Annotated in this window: 18 protein-coding genes; 10 read left to right on the top strand and 8 right to left on the bottom strand. The window is 63.4% G+C overall.

Translation table 11 applies throughout. From position 1 onward, the window contains the following. Window positions 1–342: 342 nt before the first annotated feature. Genes CU_RS08850 through CU_RS08840 form a run of 3 tightly spaced genes read left to right on the top strand, consistent with a single transcriptional unit; the run spans window position 343 to window position 2,871 of the window. A complete protein-coding gene (locus tag CU_RS08850) occupies window positions 343–1,089 on the top strand; it encodes an ECF transporter S component (RefSeq protein ID WP_173362324.1) in 747 nt (248 codons plus the stop codon). Then, window positions 1,086–1,778: an energy-coupling factor transporter transmembrane component T family protein gene (locus tag CU_RS08845; protein WP_231837660.1), complete on the top strand. Its 693-nt coding sequence runs from the start codon at window positions 1,086–1,088 to the stop codon at window positions 1,776–1,778. Before CU_RS08850 ends, CU_RS08845 begins: the two co-directional genes overlap by 4 nt. Window positions 1,779–1,782: 4 nt before the next feature. After that, a complete protein-coding gene (locus CU_RS08840) occupies window positions 1,783–2,871 on the top strand; it encodes an ATP-binding cassette domain-containing protein (RefSeq protein WP_012360998.1) in 1,089 nt (362 codons plus the stop codon). Between the two features lie 36 nt (window positions 2,872–2,907). On the opposite strand, the gene CU_RS08835 is transcribed toward CU_RS08840, so the two are convergent. Next, entirely contained in the window at window positions 2,908–3,363 is a 456-nt protein-coding gene (locus CU_RS08835) for a Rieske (2Fe-2S) protein (protein ID WP_012360997.1), read from the bottom strand. Window positions 3,364–3,513: 150 nt separating this feature from the next. Here CU_RS08835 and purT point away from each other — a divergent pair, with 150 nt between their 5' ends. Both purT and trhO read left to right on the top strand, forming a co-directional pair. After that, window positions 3,514–4,827 carry a formate-dependent phosphoribosylglycinamide formyltransferase gene (purT, locus tag CU_RS08830; RefSeq protein WP_012360996.1) on the top strand — a complete coding sequence of 438 codons (1,314 nt, stop codon included), beginning with the start codon at window positions 3,514–3,516 and terminating at the stop codon, window positions 4,825–4,827. A gap of 67 nt (window positions 4,828–4,894) precedes the next feature. Next, window positions 4,895–5,788, top strand: a complete 894-nt coding sequence (trhO, locus tag CU_RS08825; RefSeq protein WP_012360995.1) for an oxygen-dependent tRNA uridine(34) hydroxylase TrhO — start codon at window positions 4,895–4,897, stop codon at window positions 5,786–5,788. 7 nt (window positions 5,789–5,795) lie between these two features. Here trhO and CU_RS08820 read toward each other — a convergent pair whose 3' ends face one another. Both CU_RS08820 and CU_RS08815 read right to left on the bottom strand, forming a co-directional pair. After that, complete coding sequence (locus tag CU_RS08820; RefSeq protein WP_012360994.1) at window positions 5,796–6,359, bottom strand: GNAT family N-acetyltransferase; 564 nt, start codon at window positions 6,357–6,359, stop codon at window positions 5,796–5,798. 177 nt (window positions 6,360–6,536) lie between these two features. After that, window positions 6,537–8,000 (bottom strand): FAD-dependent oxidoreductase, encoded by a 1,464-nt coding sequence (locus CU_RS08815; RefSeq protein ID WP_012360993.1) that lies wholly within the window; start codon window positions 7,998–8,000, stop codon window positions 6,537–6,539. Between the two features lie 289 nt (window positions 8,001–8,289). Here CU_RS08815 and CU_RS08810 point away from each other — a divergent pair, with 289 nt between their 5' ends. The 3 genes from CU_RS08810 to CU_RS08800 all read left to right on the top strand — a co-directional run bounded on the left by CU_RS08810 (window position 8,290) and on the right by CU_RS08800 (window position 11,693). Next, window positions 8,290–9,969, top strand: coding sequence for a nitrite/sulfite reductase (locus tag CU_RS08810; RefSeq protein ID WP_012360992.1), 1,680 nt, complete (start codon window positions 8,290–8,292; stop codon window positions 9,967–9,969). Beyond that, window positions 9,966–10,175, top strand: a complete 210-nt coding sequence (locus CU_RS08805; RefSeq protein WP_015381947.1) for a hypothetical protein — start codon at window positions 9,966–9,968, stop codon at window positions 10,173–10,175. The genes CU_RS08810 and CU_RS08805 overlap by 4 nt, the downstream gene beginning before the upstream one ends. A 111-nt stretch (window positions 10,176–10,286) precedes the next feature. Then, window positions 10,287–11,693 (top strand): NAD-dependent succinate-semialdehyde dehydrogenase, encoded by a 1,407-nt coding sequence (locus tag CU_RS08800; protein WP_012360991.1) that lies wholly within the window; start codon window positions 10,287–10,289, stop codon window positions 11,691–11,693. A gap of 79 nt (window positions 11,694–11,772) precedes the next feature. Here the strand turns inward: CU_RS08800 and CU_RS08795 are convergent, their stop codons facing one another. From CU_RS08795 to CU_RS08775, 5 genes are all read right to left on the bottom strand, one after another. Next, window positions 11,773–13,062 (bottom strand): D-serine ammonia-lyase, encoded by a 1,290-nt coding sequence (locus CU_RS08795; RefSeq protein WP_012360990.1) that lies wholly within the window; start codon window positions 13,060–13,062, stop codon window positions 11,773–11,775. A gap of 51 nt (window positions 13,063–13,113) precedes the next feature. Further along, window positions 13,114–14,196: a phosphotransferase family protein gene (locus tag CU_RS08790; protein WP_012360989.1), complete on the bottom strand. Its 1,083-nt coding sequence runs from the start codon at window positions 14,194–14,196 to the stop codon at window positions 13,114–13,116. A gap of 37 nt (window positions 14,197–14,233) precedes the next feature. Continuing rightward, window positions 14,234–15,472: an acyl-CoA dehydrogenase family protein gene (locus CU_RS08785; protein WP_012360988.1), complete on the bottom strand. Its 1,239-nt coding sequence runs from the start codon at window positions 15,470–15,472 to the stop codon at window positions 14,234–14,236. A 56-nt stretch (window positions 15,473–15,528) separates the two neighbouring features. Then, complete coding sequence (locus CU_RS08780) at window positions 15,529–16,335, bottom strand: SDR family oxidoreductase (RefSeq protein ID WP_012360987.1); 807 nt, start codon at window positions 16,333–16,335, stop codon at window positions 15,529–15,531. A 147-nt stretch (window positions 16,336–16,482) separates the two neighbouring features. Continuing rightward, window positions 16,483–17,154, bottom strand: coding sequence for a TetR/AcrR family transcriptional regulator (locus CU_RS08775; protein ID WP_012360986.1), 672 nt, complete (start codon window positions 17,152–17,154; stop codon window positions 16,483–16,485). Window positions 17,155–17,211: 57 nt separating this feature from the next. Here CU_RS08775 and CU_RS08770 point away from each other — a divergent pair, with 57 nt between their 5' ends. Together CU_RS08770 and CU_RS08765 are read left to right on the top strand one after the other, a co-directional pair. After that, window positions 17,212–18,027, top strand: coding sequence for a histidine phosphatase family protein (locus CU_RS08770; RefSeq protein WP_012360985.1), 816 nt, complete (start codon window positions 17,212–17,214; stop codon window positions 18,025–18,027). Window positions 18,028–18,211: 184 nt separating this feature from the next. After that, entirely contained in the window at window positions 18,212–19,849 is a 1,638-nt protein-coding gene (locus CU_RS08765) for an AMP-binding protein (RefSeq protein ID WP_012360984.1), read from the top strand. Window positions 19,850–19,974: the final 125 nt, after the last annotated feature.

The following is a 19,974-nucleotide window of genomic DNA, read 5'->3' as shown; positions in this document are numbered from 1 at the left end:
GGCGCACAGAGTGGTGGCTAGGTGGATATCTCAGGCAAAACCAACGGTTCCTACCGACCGTGTCCGGGGCTCCAGGGGTCGGGAGGTGCTCGCGGCGAACCGTTGTGCGTTGAGTGATATGAAACACTAGACAGCTTGGTCTGTCAACTGATGTTTAAGAAATAGCGCCCGACCAGTCAGGTTGAAAGCAGCACCAGCTCTGTGTGACTGGCTAGGGTGCCCTACGCAATCATTTGACGAAACTTAGGTTCATCGACAACGATGTTGGGCGACTTTCCACGTTCCCCGCGCCGAGGTGACATAGGCTTTTCGGGGATTACTTCAACCCTGTTTGGAATAGCTATGTCACGCATGCAAAAAAGCCTTCTTGGCCTGGCGATTCTCATCATCGCCGCGACGTGGTTGACCCTCGTCATCTCCCAGCCCACGGACTCGAATTGGGAGTCGCTGGCTGATTCCCGCAGCTCCACGATTGCTCTCGTGGGCTTCCTTGTTCCGGCGATCCTCGCCCTGATCGCGATCGTGCCGCAGCTGCCAGTGCGCACCCTCTCGCTCATCCCGGTGGCCCTGGCGTTGAACATCATCACCGGCCAGGTCATCGGCACCATGGGCCTGCCACTACCGCTGTACATGGACTCCATCGGCACCGTCCTGGTCGGCGCACTTGCTGGCCCCTGGGCGGGTCTGGTCACTGGTGTGCTGAGCTCCCTGGTGTGGGGAACCTTCAACCCGACAGTCGTGCCCTTCGCGGCGGCCTATGCCTTCGTGGGCGTGGCTGCTGGCCTGCTGCGCAAGCTCTTTGTCGGCGCGTGGTGGCGCGTGGGTGGGGCGGGCCTCGTCGTCGGCTTCATCACGGCCTTGCTCTCCGCGCCGGTCGCCTCGTTCATCTTCGGTGGCACCGCGGGCACCGGAACGGGTCTGCTGGTCACTGCCTACCGTGGCCTCGGTTTCGACCAGCTGACTGCCGTGTTCCTGCAGTCCTGGACTTCCGATCCGATCGATAAGCTCATCGTCTTCACCATCGTGTGGCTGGTGCTGCGCTGGCTGCCGAAGCGCACCCGCGTGACCTTCAGCCCCGAGAGCAAGTGAGAAAACTTCACCCCTATACGCCGCTGACCGCCGCCATCTGCGCGGTGGTCGTGGTGTTGCTGGCTCACAAGCTGGTTGTCTCGATCACCGCGCTGGGGATTGCTGCCCTGCTCGCGGTGTTTTTCCGGCCCGCTCGTGGTCCGCTGTTCGCGGCGGTGCTGCTCGCGATTCCGACCACCGTGGGCCTGTTTTTGATGCACGCCCCATTTGGACGTCACCCTGTCTTCGGTCCGCTGACCTCCGACGGTATGCAGCTTGCAGGCCTGCTTTCCCTGCGCCTCTTCGGTGCCGCGGCGGTTGGACTGACCCTCGGGTCCTTCGTGGATGGGGATCGGTTGATGCGGGCGATGCAGGAGCAGTTCCCCGCGAAGATGGTCTACGTCGTGGGCTCCACTATCCGGCTGTATCCGATGGCCCGGGCCCGGGTGGAGACCTTAAATCAGATGTTCACCGCCCGTGGGGTCAATACCGCAGGGGCGCGTGGGAAGTTGAACTTCGTGATGCCCCTGATCGTGGGGCTGGTGGACGATGCCGCGCAGCGCGCCCGGCCTCTGCAGCGCACCGGGATCGGGGATCCCGGCCCGCGTACCGTGCTGAACCCGGTGGCAAACCCTCCCGGGCAACGGATTCTGCGCTGGGTTTTGGTTGCCGCCACGTGCGCGGCCATCGTGTGGATTGGAGTGAGCTAGCGCCATGCCAGTGACCCGTTTTATTTGGGGCGATGGGCTCTCGGACCATGCTTGGCAGGCCGCGGAGGCCACCGGGGCCGCGTGGGTGGGTAACAACGCTTCCGCCCACATCTCGCTGCTGCGCGCCACGGTGGCCGAGGAGTTGGCCTTCGGCATGGAGCAGCTGGGCGTGCCGCGGGAGCAGATGCGCCCCCGCGTGGATCAGGCTCTTCAGACCTGGGGATTGCAGCATGTTGCGGGCCAGGACCCGATGCGGCTATCCACCGGTCAGACCCGCCGCATGGCGATCGCCCAGGCGCTGCTGACACGCCCGGGCGCCCTGGTTCTCGACTGCCCGCTGGACGGGCTGGACACGGCCGCGGTCAACCAGCTCGCTGAGGTGTTGGACGCTTACCCCGGCGAGGTGACCGTCTACGATCGCCGCCCGTCGGCGGTCTCGGAGGCTGCCGCTCAGCAGTTCCAGCTCTCCGACGGCGAGTTGCGGGAGCGGCCGATTCCGGAGTTCGACCTGCCGATTTTTCCGCCTCGTACCAGCGCCGATGGCGCCGCCGCGCAGCGTGTCGCGCTGTCTGCCCGGGACGTCCGGGTCCGTGGCCTGGGGCCGTTTACCGTCGCCGCCCCGGCGGGCCAGGTCACCCACATCGCTGGGCCTAATGGCTGCGGCAAGACCTCGTTGATGCTGGCAGCACTTGGCCTGGTGGACTACGAGGGCTTCATCTCGGCCGGCCGGTGCGGCTGGGCGCCGACTGCGCTGGACCAGTCCTTCCTTCACCGCCGGGTGATCGATGAGGTCGCTGGCGACCGGGAGGCGCTGGAAATCTTCGGCCTGGAGAAGTGGGCCGAGGAACACCCCCTTGACGTTCCCACCTCTGATCGCCGACTGGTGCTGGTGGCAGCGACGATGGCGGGGCATCCGGACGTCCTGCTGCTCGACGAACCGACGGTGGGCCTGGACGTGGACGGCCACCGCAAGTTGCTGGAGGGCATCGACGCCTTCGTGCGGCAGGACCGGAGGCCCGCGGTGCTATGGACCTGCCACGACCAGCGGGTAGCGGACGCGGTGAGTGACCGCTCGATCGTCATCGCGCCGTAGTGAAGCGACCATGTCGCGGCCTCGGGAGGGGAGGGGTTAGTTGATGACCTCGACGGCTCCCTCGTTGACCTGGACGTCGCGGGCCAGGGCCATCGGGTCGCGGGAGGGGCCGTCGACCACATCACCGGTGGCAGTGTCGAAGACCGAGCCGTGTTTCGGGCAGATCGCGACGGTCATACCGTCCTGCTCGGCGATCTTGTCGATGCGGCCGCGGGCGTGGGGGCACTCGGTGGAGTAGGCCGTGAACTTATCCTTCTCCGGCTGCGCGATGATCCAGTTATCGATGATCTTCGCCCCGCCGACCGGAATGTCGGTTGTCGCGGCCTTAGCGACGGTCTCCTCGCCCGCGCAGGCGGCGAGCAGTGCGCCCGCGGCCGTGGCTGCCGTGGCCAGTGCTGCGCCGCGCAGTAGGCTGCGGCGGGAGCAGGAGAACTGGCCGGCACCGGCGGCCGAATCAGAAGTGGGCTGGGGGTTCGAAAACTGCGAGCTCATAGCTCCATTATGGGCGCGCCACGACCCCAAATCCACTAGCGGTCTCTGGCGTGGGTCGCGCTGATTCCGGGGCTGGAAACGTTGCGTAGCTGCGTGATGATCGCGAAAGCGGATTAGACGCGCCCGCGTTGCCAGCTAGAATTGCGCTTCATGTACACCCCACAAGCGATCGGCACCCCCAACAGTGACTGCGCGACAGTCGTCATGATCCTGGGAGCCGGTGAGCTCGGCCGTGAGCTGACCATCGCCCTCCAGAGGTTCGGTGTAGAAGTACACGCCGTGGACCGCTACCGGGGCGCGCCCGCACACAACGTGGCCAATCACTCGCATGTGTTGGACCTCATGGACGGCGACGCACTGCGCGAACTCATCACCGAGGTCCGCCCGCACATCGTGGTTCCGGAAATCGAAGCGTTGGCGGTGGACGTCCTCGCCGAACTGGAAGAGGAGGGCACCGTCACCATCGCCCCGACGGCGCGGGCCGCGCAGTTGACGATGGACCGCGAGAAGATCCGCACGATGGTCAGCGAGGAGCTGGGCATTCCCACGGGCGTGCACCGCTTTGCGTCCACCCCCGAAGAGCTCACTGCCGTGGCCGAGGAGGTCGGGTTCCCGTGCGTGGTCAAGCCCGTCGTGTCCTCCGCGGGGCGGGGTCAGAGCTACGTGGCCAGTGCAGACGAGCTCGACGCGGCCTGGGACTTCGCGCTTTCCGACGTCCGCGTGACCTGCGAAAAGGTCATCGTCGAGAAGTTCGTCCCCTTCGACTACGAGATCACCTTGCTCACGGTGCGCAGCATTGACCCGGTCAGCGGCCAGTCCGCCACCTGGTTCTGCGAGCCCATCGGCCACCGCCAGGACCTCGGCAAGTACGTGGAGTCCTGGCAGCCTGCGACGATGGGGGACTCCGCGCTGGATAATGCCCGCTCCGTGGCGGCGCGCGTGACCAACGCCTTGGGCGGCCGGGGCGTGTTTGGTGTGGAGCTGTTCATCAAAGGTGATGATGTGTACTTCTCTGAGGTCTCCCCGCGGCCGCACGACACGGGCATGGTGACCATCGGCACGCAGCGCTGCAGCGAGTTCGAGCTGCACGCCCGTGCTGTGTTGGGCCTGCCGATCGACACGACTTTGATCTCCCCGGGCGCCTCCGCCGTGATCCTCGGTGAGGACCTGCCGGAAGGTGCGGCGGTGGAGTACCACGGCCTGGCCGAGGCGCTCGCCGTCCCAGAGACCAAGGTCCGCCTCTTCGGCAAGCCGGCCAGCTACAACCGACGCCGCATGGGCGTGGCTGTCTCCACCGCGGAGACGATCGAAGATGCCCGCGACCGGGCAGCCGACGCCGCCGGGGCCATCAAGATCCAGGCAGCGGAGGTCGCACACGAGACCCACGCGGCTCCTGAGGACGCCGGCAACTCGACTGAGGATGAGGCCGACCTGCCGACGGGCGAGCAGCCCGCCGTGGAGTAGCCCACCGGCGTTGCTGCTACTCCCGAGGGTTTAGGGGGTCCTCGCTGGTGGGGCTACACTTTGAGGTATGGCTGTTAGCGCGACCGACCTCAAAGAATCCCGCATCCTGCTGTACTACTGCTTCACACCCATCGCGGACCCTACGGCGATCATGCTGTGGCAGAAGCAGCTCTGCGAAAGCCTCGGACTGACCGGGCGCATCCTCATCTCCGAACACGGCATCAACGGCACCGTCGGTGGCTCCCTGCATGCCTGCAAGCAGTACGCGCGCCGCACCCGCGAATACCCCGGTTTCAAGGGCATGGAATTCAAGTGGTCGCAGGGCGGGGCAGAGGACTTCCCGCGCCTGTCCGTCAAGGTGCGCGACGAGATCGTCTCCTTCGGCGCGCCGGGCGAGCTGAAGGTCGACGAGAACGGCGTCATCGGGGGAGGGACCCACCTGAAGCCGGAAGAGGTCAACAAGCTGGTCGAGGAGCGCGGCGACGACGTCGTCTTCTTCGACGGACGCAACGCGATGGAGGCCGAAATCGGCCGGTTCAAGAACGCCGTCGTCCCAGACGTGGAGACCACCCACGACTTCATCAAGGAACTGGAGAGCGGCAAGTACGACTGGATGAAGGACAAGCCGGTCGTCAGCTACTGCACCGGCGGTATCCGGTGCGAGGTGCTCAGCGCGCTGATGAAGAACCGTGGCTTCGAGGAGGTCTACCAGATCGACGGCGGCATTGTCCGCTACGGCGAGAAGTATGGCGATAAGGGCCTATGGGAGGGCTCGCTGTACGTCTTCGACAAGCGCATGCACATGGAGTTCTCGGAGGAAGCGAAGCAGCTCGGCTTCTGCAAGAACTGCGGGGCGGCGACGAATACCTTCCACAACTGCGAGAACTCCGAGTGCCGCGAACAGATCCTGCTGTGCGAGGACTGCGCGGCCGACCCGGCGGTGACCTGCGGGGAGTGCTAGCCGCCGACTAGTCGAGCTCGAGCTGCATCTCCACGTGGTCGATGCCCTCGACGTCGAAGGGCTCGCCCACGGTGGCGAAACCGTAGCCCTCGTAGAAGGGCACGGAGTGGCTCTGTGCCTCGATCTTTACGATCGACTTCTGGGTCGTGGGGTCCAGGGCGGCGGCGCGCTCGCGGACGACCTCCAGGGAGCGCGCGACAAGGTTGTGCGCGATCCCGTAACCGCGCAGGTCCGGGTGGACGCAGAGGCGGCCGATGTGCTGCTCCTCCGGCGGTCCGAAGACTCGCACGGTGCCCACGAGCCGCATGGGGGAGCCGGGGTCGGCGGTGCCCCACGGGTAGTCCGGGCCGCTGCCGGGGTGGACGTAGGCCAGCAGGTGGTGGGTCTCCGGCAGGGCGTCCTGGTCGTCGATCTCCGGGAATGCGGCGCGCTGTTCATTAACGAAGACGTCCACCCGCAGCTTGTAGAGGGCGTGGACCTGGTACGCAGGCATGGACAGCAGGGTTCGCCCGGTGATGTAGACCTTTGGGCCTTCTTCTACGGCGTCGTTTTCCAGAGTCATGAGTCGCATGTTACCTAAGCCACAAGAGCTCTAAAGGGGAAAGGAAACCCCCGCGCAAAATGGGGGTAGAGCTGTACCTTTGCAGTAGGAATGTTAGTTTTTGCTAACTACTGGGCCTGGGCTCTCCCCGTGTGCGTGGGGGTGCGGTCGGCGTGGCCTTTGCTGCCGCTCCGACCAGGGGAGTGCTTACTCCCCGCTGTACTTGGAGTGGTGGTGCATCTCGTCCCACTCGCGGACCTTCTTGCGCTCGCGGCCCTCGGCCTCGCCGAGTTCGCGCTCGTGCTTATCCAGGGCGTACCAGCCCTCCCAGTCGGTCCAGGAGATGTTCTTGGAGCGCAGCAGCTCCTCGACGCTCTCCAGCTCCGGCTTGGCTGGCTGGAAGCCGATGCCCTTTGCGACGTCGGTCAAGAGGTTATCGACGGCCTCGTTGGCGTCGCCCTTGGTGTTACCGATCAGGCCGACGGGGCCGCGACGGATCCAGCCGGTGGCGTATACGCCTGGCAGGGTCTCGCGCTTCTCGGCCTCCGGGTCGGCGCTGCCCGGCACACCTGCGATGCCGTCCGCAGTGGGGCCTTCGGTAAGCACGCGACCGCCGACGTTCGGCAGGACGTTCTCGTCGGCGTCCCACGGCAGGTCGGCCTGCTGGTCGGACTTGTATCCGACGGTGCGGTAGACCGCGCCGACCGGCCATTCGCGGATCTCGCCGGTGGTGGAGACGGAACCGTCGCCGTTGAGCTTCGTGCGCTCGGTGATCAGGGCGGTGACGTTGCCCTGCTCGTCCGTCTTGATCTCCTTCGGAGATTCAAAGAAGTGGATGTAGACGCGGTGTGGCTCCTCGCCTGGGTCGGCGATGGCGTACTGCTCCAGCAAAGAGCAGACCATGTCGGTGATCTTGGAGCCGCGGCGGGCCTCCTCGGAAGCGGCGTCGTACTGGATGTCCTCCGGGTCGACGATGACCTGGATGTTATCGGAGTAGCTGAGCTCCTTCAGCTCCAGCGGGGTGAACTTCGCCTGTGCGGGGCCGCGGCGGCCGAAGAGGTGGACCTCCTTGGCCTGGTTCTTCTTCAGGGACTCGTAGACGTTGTCCGGGATTTCGGTGGTGAGCAGCTCGTCACCGGTCTTTGCCAGGACGCGGGCGACGTCGAGGCCGACGTTGCCCACGCCGATGACGGCGACGGACTCGGCGTCCAGCTTCCAGTCCTCGGAGAACTTCGGGTTGGCGTCGTAGAAGCCGACGAATTCAGCGCCGCCGTGGGTGGCTTCTGCGCCCGGTAGGTTGAGGTCGCGGTCCTTGGTTGCGCCGGTGGCGTAGATGACGGAGTCGTAGTGCTGCTTCAGTTCCTCGAGGGTGACGTCCTCGCCGATGTTGACGTTGCCGAATAGGCGGATCTGAGGCTGGTCGAGGACGCGGTGCAGGGAGCGGATAATGCCCTTGATGCGGGGGTGGTCGGGTGCGACGCCGTAACGAATGAGCCCGAATGGGGCTGGCATGCGCTCGAAGATGTCCACGCTCACGCCGTCGAAGGTGGTGTCGCCGCTGCCCTCCGGGATGGTGGCCTTGGCGAGGGCGTTGGATGCATAAATGCCGGCCGGGCCGGAGCCGATGACCGCGATGCGGAGCGGACGAGTGGTCTTTGCTGCGTCTGACACTTTTATTTAGGGTCCAATCGTTGGTTCTAAGTGCATATTCTTCACCCACCAAGCTAATCCCACCGCGATGGGATTGCGAGGTTCTAGGGGGTGGATCACACAAGAGTGTAGACAGCATTGTCTAGTTTATGCAATTGACTTTGCTGAAATTGCTTGCAACCTTGCGGCTTACCGGTTTAGTGTGTGCAGTTATAGACCGCACGGTCTGTCTAGTGTAGGTTGATCTGCAGCCCGCGTTGCGGATCAAGACAAGACCGCCGCAACGCACAATTAACTGGAGAAATTCACCATGACTGCAACCCCCACCACTCGACCGAGGCCGAAGCGTAAGCCCCGGCCGCAAGGCCAGTGGCTCGTTGACGGCACCACCCCGCTCAACGACGACGAGAAGATTAAGCAAGAAGGCGCCGGCCTCGGCGTTATCGACCGCATCCGCGAGACCTACTCGAAGCAGGGCTTCGACTCCATCCCGAAGGAGGACCTCGCGCCCCGCTTCAAGTGGGTCGGTCTTTATACCCAGCGCCGTCCTGGCCTCGACGGTGTGGCTACCTCCACGCTCAGCACCGAGGAGCTGCAGGATAACTACTTCATGATGCGCATCCGCCTCGACGGCGGCCTCGTCAGCAGCGAGCAACTGCGCGTCATCGGCGAGATTTCTAGCGACTACGCCCGCGACACCGCGGACTTCACCGACCGCCAAAACGTCCAGCTGCACTGGATCCGCATCGAGGACGTCCCGACCATCTGGGACAGGCTCGAATCCGTTGGGCTGGACACCAACTTCGGTTGCGGTGACGTCCCCCGCGTCATCTTGGGCTCCCCGGTCGCAGGCATCGCTGCCGACGAGATTATCGACGCCACCCCGGCCATTCACACCATCAAGGAAGAGCTACTTACCAGCGGCGAGTTCGACAACCTGCCACGCAAGTTCAAGTCCGCGATCAGCGGCAACTCCCGCCAGGACGTCACCCACGAGATCCAGGACCTGGCGTTTATCGGTTCCAATCACCCGGAGCATGGCCCTGGCTTCGACGTCTGGGTCGGCGGCGGGCTGTCTACCAACCCGATGCTTTCCCAGCGGCTCGGCGCCTGGGTACCCTTGGATGAAGTCCCGGAGGTGTGGGCCGGCGTAGTTCGCATCTTCCGCGACTACGGCTACCGCAAGGTACGCAACCGCGCGCGCCTGAAGTTCCTCGTCGCTGATTGGGGCATCGAGAAGTTCCGCAAGGTGCTGGAGGAGGACTACCTCGGCCGCAAACTCGTCGACGGTCCGGACCCGGGCGAGTACCCCGGCTACCGCGACCACATCGGCATCCACGAGCAGCGGGACGGCAAGGTCTACCTGGGCGTGAAGCCCACGGTCGGTCACACCGATGGCGCCCAGCTGCAGCGCCTGGCGGAGCTCGCCGAGTCCTATGGATCCACGCGGTTGCGCACGACTCCCGATAAGGAGCTGCTGTTCCTGGATCTGACCCCGGAGAATGCAGACAAGCTTGCCGCCGAGCTGGAGAAGGAGGGGCTGTCCGCGAAGCCTTCGGCCTTCCGCCGCGACATCATCAGCTGCACCGGCTTGGAGTTCTGCAAGCTCGCGCACGTCGTGACGAAGCAGCGCGCTATCCAGCTGGTCGACGAGCTGGAGGAGCGGGTCGGCGACCTTGATGTGCCGCTGAAGATCTCCTTGAACGGCTGCCCGAACTCCTGCGCTCGCTCCCAGGTCGCGGACATCGGCCTGTCCGGCAAGGTGCTGACCGACGAGGACGGCAACCGCGTCGAGGGCTTCCAGGTTCACCTGGGCGGAAAGGTCGGCCTGGAGCCGGGCTTCGGCCGCAAGCTGCGCGGCAACAACGTGTTCTCCAAGGACGTGGGCGACTACGTGGTCCGCGTGGTGGAGAACTTCAAGGAGCAGCGTGAGGCCGGCGAGGAGTTCAGCTCCTGGGTCGCCCGCGCCGAGGAGGAAGCCCTGCGATGAGTGTCCCCGATACTGATTCCCTGCCACCGGTGAACCAGGCAATCGGTGGGAAGTCCGGCCACAGCAACGGTCGGCGTGCGACCGTGAACTTCTGCCCCTACTGCATGGGGGAGAACCTGTTTCCGACCACGGAAACGGATAATTCCTGGCAATGCCGCGAGTGCCGTCGCGAATTTTCGGTGAAATTTCACGGACTGCTGGCTTGAGCTAAAGCGCTGGGCACATAGCGAAAACCCGGCCCCGAGGTGCTGCACCGCGGGCCGGGGTTTTGTCCTTGGTCACTGACACCGCCCCGACACCTCTGGTAGGCAGGGGTCATGAGCACTTTTGCATTGCAGAATCCAAGTACTGGCCAAGAAGAAGAGCAGTTCAACCGCATCAATGATGCCGACCGCGATGCAATTCTGGATCGCGCCACCGCTGCAGGCGAGCAGTGGCGCAAGACCCCTATTGCGCAGCGCGCCGACGTCCTGAGGAAGACCGCGAAGCTGTTTCAGGAAAACAAGAAGCAGCTGGCGGAACACATCGGCCGCGAGATGGGCAAGCTGACCCGCTGGGCCGAGGCTGAGATCGACATCGTCTCGGACATTTTCACCTGGTATGCCGAGCACGCCCACGAGCTCCTGGCAGATGAGCAGCTTTCCCAGCAAGGCGCACAGCAGACCTGGGTCCGTAAGGAGCCCCTGGGCGTGGTGCTGGGCATCATGCCGTGGAACTTCCCCTACTACCAGGTCGCCCGCTGGGCAGCACCGAACCTGCTGCTGGGCAACACGCTGGTGCTGAAGCACGCCTCCATTTGCCCGCTGTCCTCCCAGGCCTGCCAGGACCTGCTGGAGCAGGCCGGGCTGCCGAAGGATGCTTTCATCAACGTGTACGCCTCCGGCTCCCAGATGGATGCCTTCGTGGCGGATAAGCGCGTGGCGGGTGTCTCCCTCACCGGATCCGAGCAGGCTGGTGCTGCTGTAGCGAAGACCGCCGGCGAGAACTACAAGAAGTCCCTGCTGGAGCTGGGCGGCAACGACCCCTTCATCGTGCTCGACGATGAGAACCTGGACTGGGTCCTGGAGCAGTTCACCAAGATCCGCATGTACAACACCGGCCAGGCATGTAACGCCCCGAAGCGACTGATCGTCATGGACGAGTTCTATGACCGCACCGTCGAGACGCTGGAGAAGCTCATCGGCGACATGAAGGTCGGCGCATACGACGACGAGAACGCCGATATCGGTCCGCTGTCCTCCATCGGTGCCCGCGACGAGATCGTCGAGCGCCTCGCCGAGGCGGAGAAGAATGGTGATGCCACCATCCGCGTCGGCGGTAAGGCCATCGACCGCGAGGGCGCCTTCATGGAGCCAACCCTGCTGGTCGACGTGGACCCCAAGGCCGACGTTGGCTGCAACGAGATCTTCGGACCCGTGGCGATCGTGTACCGCGCAAAGGACGCGGCAGAGGCCATCGAGATCGCTAACGACTCCGACTACGGTCTCTCCAGCTCCGTGTGGAGCACCGACCTGGAAGCAGCCCGCGAGGTCGCCGTGCAGCTGCACGACGGCATGACCTTCATCAATGAGCACGCCGTCACCGGCGCGGGCCTGCCCTTCGGCGGAATCGGACGCTCCGGCTATGGCCGCGAGCTCGCCCGCTGGGGCGTTGGCGAGTTCGTCAACGAGCACCTCTACCGGGTGTCTGACCAGTCGAGCGCCGGTCTTTCGCCAGCGCTGTAATGGCCGAGTAATAACTCAATAACACAAGTGGCCGCGGGGATAACCCCGTGGCCACTGTTTTTATATAGACAGGCTAGCCCTAGAGCAGCTCCTCACCGCGGGCGATGTAGCTAGCCATTTCTTCCTCTGGCACCATCGCCCCACCCGTGATCCACGCCAGGTGGGTGCCCGCCCGGCCGATGGCTCCGGGGCCGAAGAAGCTGGTCGCGGAGCTCGGCTCACACTGCACATCCTCGGAGCGATCGAAGAGGGCCACACCCCGGAACATGTTCTCGTCGCTGACGGTGTAGTAGCCGTCGATGAGGTGCTGCATCCGCTCGCCGACGAAGCCGGAGGGGCGCCCCACGGCCAGGCCATCGGCGGCGGTGAGGTTATCGATGCCGAAGTCCTGCACTGCCAGTTGATCGTGGGCGCCGGTGTGCACTCCGATGAACATGGCGGGGGAGTGGGTGGGCTCGGCGAAATAGCAGCGCGCCGCGTCGCCGAAAATGGCCTTGATGCCGAATGCGACACCACCTGGACCACCGCCGACCCCGCAGGGCAGGTACACGTGGAGCGGCTCCTGCTCGGTGAACCGGACGTCCAAGGCCTGCAGCTGGCCGGCCAGTCGCGCCCCGGCGACCGCGTAACCGAGGAAGAGGGAGACGGAGTTCTCGTCATCCACGAAGTAGACGCTGTCGTCGTCCTCGGCGGCCTTGCGGCCAGCGGCGACGGCGACGGAGTAGTCCTGTTCGTACTCCACGACCTCCACGCCGTGGGAGCGCAGCAGGTCCTTCTTCCACTGGCGGGCATCCGCGCTCATGTGGACCGCGGCCTGGAAGCCCAGCTTGGCGCTCATGATGCCAATGGATAGCCCCAGGTTGCCGGTGGAGCCCACAGCCACGCGGTGCTGGCCGAAGAGCTCGCGGGCCTCGGCGGAGTCGAGGAGCCGGTAGTCGCTGTCCACGGTGATCAGGCCGTGTTCCAGGGCGAGGGCCTCGGCGTGCTGGAGCACCTCGTAGATCCCGCCGCGGGCCTTGATGGACCCGGAGATCGGCAGGTGGGAGTCGAGCTTCGCCCACAGCTGTCCTTCGATCTGCTGCCCGGTGAGGTCCTCGATCGCCTCCTTCATCGCGGGCACGTGGCGGAGAGGGGATTCGATGACGCCCGCGCTGGGCGTGGTCTCTGGGAAGACCTGCTGCAGGTAGGGGGAGAAGCGTTTCAGCCGGTCCGCGGCGTCCTGGACCTGGTCCGGGGTGATCCCGACGTGCGCCAGGCCTTCTTCGGCTCGAGGCAGGTCGGGTTTCAACCACAGGGTCTCCTCCAGCGCGACGAGGCGCTCGAGGAGGGGGTACTCGCTGATCCACTCTTGCGGGGTTCGGATTGCCATGGCGCCCAGCTTAGTGAGCTTGCCGGAGGTTCTCTGCTAAAAGCAGGCCACCTAGCTGAGCCCGTACTCCCTCGCGGTCTGCTGTGCCTCAGCGACAACCCATTCGACCATCTCCTGGGTGGGGGCGCCTCCGGAGGCGCGGTTGTCGGGATTCTGCATGACGCGCCGCACCACGCCTTCGCAGATGATCGCGACTTTCCATAGTCCCAGGACGTGCCAAAACGCCAATGCATTCCTATCCCGTCCCGTGGCAGAGAGATACCGTGAGGCTAGTTCTTCAGACTTTGGGAATCCGTCGAGGAGGGGTGCTTCAAATCCGGGGAGCACTAGCCCGTCCTTGACTGGCCAATAAGCCAGCATTGTCCCCACGTCCGCGAGAGGATCGCCCAGTGTGGTGAGCTCCCAGTCAATGACCGCGTTGATGGTGCCGTCGTCTGGGTTGGCTATGACATTGCCGACGTGCAGGTCGCCGTGCACCAGCACGGTTTCTTTCTGCTCTGGGGTGTTTTTCTCCAGGAGGGCCGTGAGTTTGTCGAGCGCAGGTAATTCCCGGGTTTTGGTTTTATCCCACTGCCCTGACCAGCGCTTGAGCTGGCGTGGGGCGTAGGGGTCGTGGGACGCCAGCGTGTCCAGCCCGGTGGATTCGAGATTGACGTCGTGGATGTGGATCATCGCGTCCAGCATGTTGGTGGCAACGTTGTGCCGGATGTCCAGCCCCAAGGGCGAGGCGGCTTCTGCGGAGCTAATGGTTATTCCGTCGACCATGCTCATCGCCACGACGGGGGCATCGGAGATTGACTGACCGTGGTCCGCGAGCTCGTCGGTGCTGCCATGAATTACCGGGACTGGCACCTCGGTGTCGTGAAGGGCTGCCATGATCTTTCCTTCGCGCACGACGTTATGGGCACTGGCAGCCAGCTTCCCGAGCGGTGGGCGGCGGACGATGCAGCGCGAGCCCGCGGTGTCTTCGACGAGAAACGTGAGGTTCGATTGTCCGTTTCCGACGCGGTCGAGCGAGATCTCACCCCTCAACGGCGTGATGCGGCTAAGCCAGGCGCTGAGCTCGTCCATGTTGAACGGCGCGGCCGGGTTCTTCGTGGCTGAATTATGGCTGCCGGTTGTTGGGTCGTTCACCGTGGCTCCTTCGATAGGTCTGTGCTGTGCAGGGGTTCTACTTGTATTTGCGCAGTTCTTGTCGGGCGATGGTCATGCGGTGGACTTCATCCGGGCCATCGGCCAGCCGGAGTGATCGCAGGCCAGCCCACATGTGAGCCAGCGGGGTATCGGAGGTCACACCCTCGCCACCGAATACTTGGATGGCTTCGTCCACGATGCGGAGTGCGACCTGTGGGGCAGCAACCTTGATGGCAGCAATTTCCTGGCGAGCGGCCTTATTGCCGACCGTGTCCATCATCCAGGCGGCCTTCAAAGTCAATAGCCGGGCCTGCTCGATGTCGATGCGGGCGTTGGCGATGCGTTCTTGGATCGTGTCGCGCTCGGCCAGCGCTTTGCCGAAGGTGCTTCGCGACAAGGCTCGTTCGCACATCAGCTCGAGTGCACGTTCTGCCATGCCGATGGCGCGCATGCAGTGGTGAATCCGGCCTGGCCCCAAGCGGTCCTGGGAGATCCGAAAACCCGCTCCCTCCTCCAGGAGGATGTCGTGGTCGGGGACGAATACGTCCTCAAATTCCAGTTCGGCGTGGCCTTCGCGGTCGTGGTAGCCGAAGACGGGAAGGTCGCGCACGATGTGGACGCCGGGGGCGTCGGCGGGGACGACCAGCATGGACTGCTGGCGGTGGGGCTCAGCCTCTGGGCTGGTCTTGCCCATGACGATGAGCACCTTGAGGTTGGGTCGCATGCCGTTCGAGCTAAACCACTTCCGCCCGTTAAGTACATACCCATCGAGGGGCTTATTCGAGCCTTCGGCGGTGTAGCCGGTCACTCGTTCCATGCGCATGGACACATTGGTGGCATCTGAGGAGGCGACTCCTGGTTCGGTCATGGCGAACGCGGAGCGGATTTCACCGTCGAGCAGCGGATTCAGGTAGTCCCTGCGGTGGGCCTCGCTGCCGTAAAGCTCGAGAACCTCCATGTTCCCGGTGTCCGGGGCATTGCAATTGCAGGCTTCGGGGCCAAGCTGGGGGGAGCGTCCCATGATTTCTGCCAATGGGGCGTAGTCAACGTTGCTCAAGCCCGGGCCGGTGCCGGCGTGGGGGTGGAAGAGGTTCCATAGGCCCTGCTTCTTGGCTTCGGCTTTGAGGTCTTCAAGGATCGCTGGGTGGTGGTGCGGATCGCCGGACTCGGTCATCTGCCGGTGGTAGATCGGCTCGGCCGGGTAGACGTGTTCATCCATGAAGCGAAGGAGCTGTTCCTGATACTCCTTCGAGCGTGCGCTGGGCGCGAAGTCCATATCTTTTCCTCGTTCTGAGCGTTTCGGTGGTGCTGTTGCTTGGGTGGGTGATGAACCTAGGGCTGGACGAGCATGCCGCCGTCGACGACGAGATTTTCACCGATGAGCCAGGTTGTTGCAGGTGCTGCGAGGAAGGCGATAGCAGCGGCGATGTCTTCGGGCTCGCCAATCCGCTGCGCGGGAGTGATAGCCGCGACGGCGTCTTCGTGTTCTTTCCATAGCGCTTCGGAGAGCTTGGTGCGCACCACGCCTGGGGCGATTGAGTTGACGTGGATGGTGGGGGCGAGCTCGTTGGCCATCTGGCGGGTCATGTGCAGGAGCGCAGCTTTGGTCCCGTTGTAGACGCCGAGCTTTGCTTCCTCGGTGAGGGCGCCGATGGACGAGAGGTTGACGACCGCGCCCTTGCGATCGGCCCCCATGCCTGCGTCTTTCGCGGCGGCGGTCCAGATGACGGGGCCGATGACGTTGACTTCGTAGGTCTTTGCCATGGCTTCGGGACTCTGCTTGTGGATTGGCCCGTAGGCGGGGTTTGTTCCGGCGTTATTCACCAGGACGTCGACGCTGCCGAATTCTTGAACGGTGGCTTCGCAGGTCCTTCGGGCTGCATCGGGGTCTGCGACGTGGGCGGCGATTCCGATGACGCGACCGGCGTTGGGGTTCAGCTCGGCTGCCTCAGCCTGGAGGGCAGCGGCGGCGGGTTCGACGGTTTCTTGTTTGCGACCGGTGATCGTCACGTTCGCGCCACTCGCGGCCAAGAGTCGAGCCGTGGCGTAGCCGATGCCACGGGTGCCGCCGGTAACGATTGCGTTGTGCCCGGAGTAGTCGTAACTGATCGGCTTGTTTGCTGGGGTGTGGTGAGACATGAGGTTCCTACCTGCCGTTGTGCATAGTTTTGGTGAACAATGCTGATTGTAATGTGAATTGAATCACGATTCAATCCTTTTGGGAGATTTCAGCCTTGCCGACCTCCGAGGGGTCTTGGGTGGTGGGGTCTAGCCCTTCAGGGTGCGCTAGAGGCCTAGCGTGCGAAACCAGATGTCATTGACGGTGTTGACGATGCGCTCAATAGTGCGGGCTTTATGTTTCTCGGCCGTGGCGGCACCGTCTGCCTCGCCGGCATCGGGGATCATGTTTTCAACGAACACTGAGTAGCACAGTCGCGAGACCATGATGGACAAGCTGAGGGCGAGCATTTCGGCGTCCCGGTCGCTGGCGAGAGTGCCATCGTCCTGCAATGACTTGATGAGCCGTTGGTTCCGGGAGGTGAATCCCCGCGCCCGCGACGTGCGCAGTTTGTGCATTTCGGGATGGGTTTGCGAAACCTGCTCCATCAGCGAGAGTTCCGGGGCATTGTCGGCGTAGCTTTCGACATAGGCGCGATTGGCGGCGCTGATGAGTTCGCGGGGGTCATCGCTGGCTATTCTTCCGCTGGCGCTGCGCATCTCATGTTCAACTTGTTGCAGGACGGCTGTGAAGAGATCTTCGCGGTTCTCGAAGTAGGTATACAGCGTTCCCGCTGCGCATCCGGCCTCTTTAGCAACATCGAGGAGCTTTGTCGCGGTATAACCATCGCGGACAAAAACTTTCCGGGCAGCGGTGAGGATTTCCTCGCGCCGGGCGGCGGCTCTGGGCGATAGCTTCTCAGTTTTCTGGAGTTGCTCCTGGGGTGGATGTGTGGCCATAGACTTGATCCTAAGGCACCTTAGAATGCCCGATATCTCAGAAAGTTGAATTTTCGCATGACAGGAACGATCTACCTGCTCCGGCATGGCCAGGCGGATTCTGCTGCTGCAGGGCGGGGGCAATGGCAGCGGGGAATGGAGGAGCAATACGATCGCCTCACCCGCGTTGGGCATCGGCAAGCGCGGCTCGTGGCTGCGGAGCTGCAGCGAAGGCTCAAAGGGGGTGCAGCTCTTGTATCGGGACCCTTGCGTCGCCAGCGCGACACCTTGGCTCCGCTCGCCGAGTCGCTCGACATTGATCCAGCCGTCATGGAGGGGTGGTGCGAGTTCAACTCCGATTCTGTCGTGATGCCCTATCTTGACGAGCATCCGGAAGAGCGTGACCGCTTGGCGGAGGTTTATCGGCAGGCGGCAGACGGCGGGGATGGGGAGCTGCTCGTCGAGGGGCATCGCCTGCTAGGGGCTGTGTTGGATCGGGCGCTGGATCGTTGGGTGGAGGCTCCGGAGTTTCAAGATTTCCGCAGGGAGGTGCTCGGTGCGTTCGCGGCTGTAGTAGATCTTGCTCAAGGGAGGGATGTGGTCGTGGCGACGAGCGGTGGCCCGATTAGTGTGATTGTGTCTTCGCTCTTTGGTTCCAATTTCCGTCACCTAATTGGGCGTACCTACACCGCGTCTTTGACTGTGCTTAGGGTTCTCCCAGAGAGGTCGGGAGCTAATGCTGATGGGTGGGTTGGAGGTGCTCGCCAGCTGGAGGTGGCGCCGTTCGATGGAGCGGGCCGAGGCGTGGATGGGCTTACTCCGGTGCGTCTCGTGAGCTACAACGAGCACTCGCACCTTTTCGACGGAGCGGAGCGCTTGCTTCACTTGCGATAGTCCGGACGGGGTCGCTGATGGGGCGACCGGCGATGGGTAGCCGCCCGCGTGGTTGTTTTTCGAGAAAAACATTTGCCAGGGAAAGGGCTTCTGCTAACCTCGCGCTTGTGACCTGAATCACGTTTCAGATTTCCACTATGGGTCACGCTCCGCGGTTCGTTGATACGCCGAAAGGATTACCGCTATGCCCATCCCAAGCCCTTATCCAGACGTCACAATCCCACAGATTCCTCTTTATGACGCCATCTTCGGCGACCTGTCGGGCGGGCTGGCAAACAAAACTGCGCTCATCGACGGTTTGACCGGCGAAGAGATGACATTTCAAGAATTGAAGGCGAGTTACGAGCGCATGGCAGGCGCTCTCGCCGCTCGCGGGGTCGGGAAGGGGGACGTGGTTGCGCTGCACTGCCCCAACCATGCCGCGTTTGTCATCTCCTACTTCGGCATTCTTCGATCCGGGGCCACGGTGACGACGCTAGGCTCCTTGGCGACTGCTGAGGATGCTGAAAAGCAGTTGCGGGCGGCGGATGCAAAGATGCTGCTCACCACAGATCTGCTGGGCACCGCAGGCATGGAAGCTGCGCAGGCGAAGGGGATTCCGGCTGAAGGGGTTATTAACCTCACCGATGCCGAGGCTGGGCTCAAGGCGCTTCTCGCTGAAAATCACACTGCGCCTGAGGTTGAAATCAACGCGGACGAGGATATTGCTGTGTTGCCGTTTTCTTCGGGAACCACAGGGATTCCGAAGGGTGTGAAGCTGAGTCACCAGAACCTGGTCGCCAATCTCTTCCAGGTGTCCCCGTCCATGCAGCACAATGGCATGAAAACCGGCTCGGTGGTCTGCGGCGTCCTTCCCTTCTTCCACATTTACGGTATGAACTGCCTGCTTGGGGCGGCTCTGTTTCAGGGCTGCACAATGGTCACGCTGCCGAAGTTCGAGTTGGAATCCTTCTTGTCAGCACACGAGCGATTCAACATTGACTGCACCTTCATCGCGCCGCCGATCGCTGTTCTACTCGCGAAGCACCCGGCGGTGGAATCCTATGACCTGAGCTCTCTGCGCGCTATCCAGTCCGGAGCTGCACCCCTCGACCGGGAGCTTGCCATCGCGGTGCAGCAGCGGCTCAGCGTGGATATCTACCAGGGCTTTGGGATGACTGAAACCTCCCCGGTTACCCATAACTCTTTGGTTAACGTGACGCCTCTAGAGTCCGTTGGCGCTCCGTTGCCAAATACCGAGATCAAGATCGTTGATATCTCCAAGGATGATCTGCCGGAGATTCCCGCGCCCACACAGTCGGGCGAACGATCGGCGGTTGGTGAAATGTGGGTCCGCGGTCCGCAGGTGATGAAGGGCTATCTCAACAACGAGGAGGCCACGGCCCGGACTCTGCTGCCGGATGGTTGGTTGCGCACCGGCGACATGGTCGCCGTGGATTCGGAAGGTAATTGCTACGTCGTTGATCGCGCGAAGGAATTGATCAAATACAAGGGCTACCAGGTGCCTCCGGCAGAGCTGGAGGCGCTGCTCCTGACCCGGGATGACATTTCTGACGCCGCGGTGGTCGGCTACGTGCGCGAGGGGGATGGCGAAGAGATTCCTCGAGCTTTTGTTGTCCCGCAGCAGAATTCCGCTGGCGTTCCGGCAGAGATTGACCCGGAGGAGCTGAAGGCGTGGGTTGCGGAGCGGGTGGCGCCGTATAAGAAGGTTCGCATCGTGGAGTTTCTGGACGCTGTTCCAAAATCTGCCACCGGAAAGATCCTGCGCAAGGACCTGAAAAACCGTCAGCTCGACGCGCAGTTGGTGTCAGCGACACAGTAGACAGTGGCATTCGCTTTTGCTGGCTCCAGCTCTAGCACTTGTGCCTCGTGAGTCCCCGGTCCTTTGGCCGGGGACTCTGGCGTTCTGGACCGTGGTGTGGGGTGTACACGTCAGCTCATGCTTCA

This window comes from Corynebacterium urealyticum DSM 7109 (genome assembly GCF_000069945.1).
Classification (GTDB): domain Bacteria; phylum Actinomycetota; class Actinomycetes; order Mycobacteriales; family Mycobacteriaceae; genus Corynebacterium; species Corynebacterium urealyticum.
The sequence above is the reverse complement of the archived record's forward strand: the minus strand, read 5'-3'. Positions and strand labels throughout refer to the sequence as shown.